Origin of the sequence: Sphingobium limneticum (genome assembly GCF_008710155.1) — a bacterium.
Lineage (GTDB): Bacteria > Pseudomonadota > Alphaproteobacteria > Sphingomonadales > Sphingomonadaceae > Sphingobium > Sphingobium limneticum.
Map to the genome: position 1 here is coordinate 1 of NZ_VYPZ01000074.1, position 2,570 is coordinate 2,570.

The 2,570-nt window shown below is 58.4% G+C and carries 2 protein-coding genes, 1 tRNA gene, 1 rRNA gene and 1 pseudogene; 4 read left to right on the forward strand and 1 reads right to left on the reverse strand.

The window, feature by feature from the left end:
• The 4 genes from rrf to F4U94_RS25265 all read left to right on the forward strand — a co-directional run.
• Positions 1–103, forward strand: a 5S ribosomal RNA gene (gene rrf, locus F4U94_RS23935); the annotation flags it as partial.
• Positions 104–195: 92 nt separating this feature from the next.
• Positions 196–272: transfer RNA gene (locus F4U94_RS23940), tRNA-Met, on the forward strand.
• A 46-nt stretch (positions 273–318) separates the two neighbouring features.
• Positions 319–489 carry a hypothetical protein gene (locus F4U94_RS25260; protein WP_232016530.1) on the forward strand — a complete coding sequence of 57 codons (171 nt, stop codon included), beginning with the start codon at positions 319–321 and terminating at the stop codon, positions 487–489.
• Between the two features lie 3 nt (positions 490–492).
• Positions 493–723, forward strand: coding sequence for a hypothetical protein (locus F4U94_RS25265; RefSeq protein ID WP_232016531.1), 231 nt, complete (start codon positions 493–495; stop codon positions 721–723).
• Positions 724–870: 147 nt separating this feature from the next.
• On the opposite strand, the pseudogene F4U94_RS25270 reads toward F4U94_RS25265, so the two are convergent.
• Positions 871–1,923, reverse strand: a pseudogene (locus F4U94_RS25270) (recombinase family protein); the annotation flags it as partial.
• Between the last annotated feature and the right edge of the window lie 647 nt (positions 1,924–2,570).

Here is a 2,570-nt window from a genome sequence, read left to right on the forward strand (position 1 = left end):
AGCGTCTGTGACCCACCCGATCCCATCCCGAACTCGGCCGTGAAACCAGTCTGCGCCGATGGTACTATTGCTCAAGCACTGGAAGAGTAGGGCGTCGCCAGGCATTGAAGCTCGCGCATATATCGGATACAAAAACCCATTCATAAGTCTTGTAAAAGGGCGGCGTCGAAAGACCCGCCCTTTTCCCATTGGTGACGCGGGATGGAGCAGCCCGGTAGCTCGTCAGGCTCATAACCTGAAGGTCGTAGGTTCAAATCCTACTCCCGCAACCACCGATACCGACATTCCACAAAGCCCCGACGCCAAAGCGCCGGGGCTTTGTGCGTTCTCGGCCAATCGACGCTGTTCGATCCACTCCAGGATCCTGCCAAACTCGCCGTAGAGCATGGCGTTGACCTCACCGCGCTTCGCGCCGGGCGTAAGCTCGATCCGCTCGATCAGCGCCCGCAACGCATCGGCGGCTTCCTGGCGCTCTTCCGGCTGCGATAGTGCGTGAGTCAGTCGCTCGACTTTGCGCCGATAAATCTCAGAGATGTTGGGGTGGATGTCCGGCACGTCAGCCGGGGCCGCAGCGAGCCGGGCGCGGATCGCATCCTCCTGCGCTTCCAGCTCCAGCAGATGATCGACAAGCGTGCGTGTGCCTTTGCCTTCTTCCGCCAGCTTGACGACCCCCTTGATCGATTTGAGGACTTTCTGCAGGTCGGTTCGATCAGCACTTTCTGACGCACGGCGCTGATGGTTGATGCGGTTGCTCTCCTCGACAAAGGTCCGAATGGCCTCTGCTGCGATATCGGGGGTCATCATGCGATCGCGCAGGCCATCAAGGACGCGCGCTTCCAGCTTGTCGCGCGTGATGCTATGCCCGTTCGAGCAGCTTTTCGTATCAACATGGTTCGAACAGGCAAACCGCCCCTGCCCGCGAAGGGAATAAGGACCGCCGCAGCAGCCGCAGTAGACCAGGCCGGAAAGGAGACTTTTGGGGCGATGCGTGCGATTAAGAGCTGTATGTGCGGAGCGGGTTGCCTCGATGACATCGGCATATTGGATCGCGATATTCTCCTGCCTTGCCTTCACAGCCTGCCAGAGTTCTTCATCCACGATCCGCAGGTCAGGAACCTCGGTCACAATCCATTCGGATTTGGGATTGATACGAGAGACGCGCTTGCCAGTTTGCGGGTTCTTCAAATAGCGCAGCCGGTTCCAGACGAGTTTGCCGATATAAAGCTCATTGTTGAGGAGGCCCGTGCCGCGCTTGACGTGGCCGCGGATCGTGGTCGATGTCCACAGCTTGCCCGTTGGGGCTGAAATCCGGGAGTCATTCAGACGGCAGGCGATTGCGTGGGGGCTGAGCCCGTTGGCGAACTGTCGGAAAACCTGGCGAATGACTTCAGCTTCGGCGGCATTGATACTCCGCTCGCCGTGGACCGGTTCGCCTTCGCTGGAGAAGCGCCGCACGACGTCATAGCCAAAGCAAAGCCCGCCCCCGGATTTGCCCTTCTCGACGCGGCCGCGCAGACCGCGATGGGTCTTCTTCGCAAGATCCTTGAGGAACAGCGCGTTCATCGTGCCCTTGAGGCCGACGTGCAATTCGGAAACTTCGCCCTCGGCCAGGGTGACGATCTTCACGCCGGCGAACTGGAGATTCTTGTAGAGCGTGGCGACGTCGGCCTGGTCGCGTGACACCCGATCCAACGCCTCGGCCAGCAGAATGTCGAAGCGCCCCATCTGCGCATCGTGCAAAAGTGACTGGATGCCTGGACGGAGTATGACGCTTGCGCCGGAGATCGCGGCATCTTTATAATTGGCGACAATCCGCCAGCCTTCGCGCGCCGCCTGCTCACGGCATATCAAAAACTGATCGTTGATCGATGCAGGGCTCTGCTTATCGTCGGAATAGCGGGCATAAAGCGCTACGCGGGGCATTCGGAATCTCCAGAGATGAGCTTTGGGGTTAGTCTACAGATTTGACCATGCTTGCCAATCTGAGGAAGATATCAAAATTGCAGCGCGCTTTTATGCTGTCGCTGGAATTGCGCCCGGCACTGAACAGGGGATCTGCCATGCCGGAATCGATAAGCTAGCAGCGAGCTGCCGATGGCCTTCGTTCGCTTCTCGTCACAAAATACTCGTTTCTCGGGTGAAGTCTGTCTCCTGCCAATCCGGCGGGAGTCGACCAAATCTCGCCCTTTCTGCGCAGCGATATGAATGTCCGGTCATGCCGCAATCCGCCGTTCAGGTTGCGCAAACCGGCCGGTCAGCTATTTGCTCCATTCTCGGCTGTTGAGCTTATCGAGAGATCATCCGAAGAGCTATCGCTCGGTTATGTGGATTGCAGGCGACCGCCGCTGCCGGATGAGTACGATGAAGCCTAGCTGGCTGCTACTAAACGGTGGCGCATCGAAACATCGACGAATCGTAGTACGGCGTGAAAGCCGAAGCCTCCATTGTTGAGTTGCACTGAGAAGTGACCCGGGATTTTCATTGAGAAGTGACCCGGGTGGGCGTGGTTGATGTGCTGCCTGCGACGAGCAGGGTCAAGCGGGTGATTTGTCCTTTCTGGATTTTGGGGC